Raw genomic sequence first — 387 nt, 5'->3', positions numbered from 1 at the left:
CAAAGTGCCAATTGCTAAAGCCATTTCCGTTGGAATGCGCAAACTATCCGCTGGTGATTCCGTTGAACGCGCCTTAAAAATCTTACACGGAAAAGCACGCGTTAAACGAACCATGTGGTCACGCCGTGCACAAGAATATGATGCAAAAATCAATTCGGGAGATCTTCTTTGTATCGCTGAAGTGGTACGTGATCTTTTTCGCTCGAACGTGCAGCCTGAACAATCTTATTCTGAGCGTCAACTTTATACCGCTGCCCTTGAGCGGATGGCGCGTGAAATAGCTGTTATTAATAATCTTTCTGAAACAGAAGCCGTAAATCTTATAGAGATGCATCTCTCAAACAAACCAAAGCGTGAATTTAAAGCTGAGAGAGATGAAACAAATGC

Annotated in this window: 1 protein-coding gene; it reads left to right on the top strand. The window is 43.2% G+C overall.

Annotated elements, in window-relative coordinates; all coding sequences use genetic code 11:
* Positions 1-387, top strand: a 387-nt coding sequence (locus J7R13_RS09370) for a CarD family transcriptional regulator (protein ID WP_208438358.1), incomplete at both ends; no start/stop codon positions are given.

The sequence above is a fragment of the Bartonella taylorii 8TBB genome (assembly GCF_902825155.1).
GTDB classification, from domain to species: Bacteria; Pseudomonadota; Alphaproteobacteria; order Rhizobiales; family Rhizobiaceae; genus Bartonella; species Bartonella taylorii_A.
The sequence above is the reverse complement of the archived record's forward strand: the minus strand, read 5'-3'. Positions and strand labels throughout refer to the sequence as shown.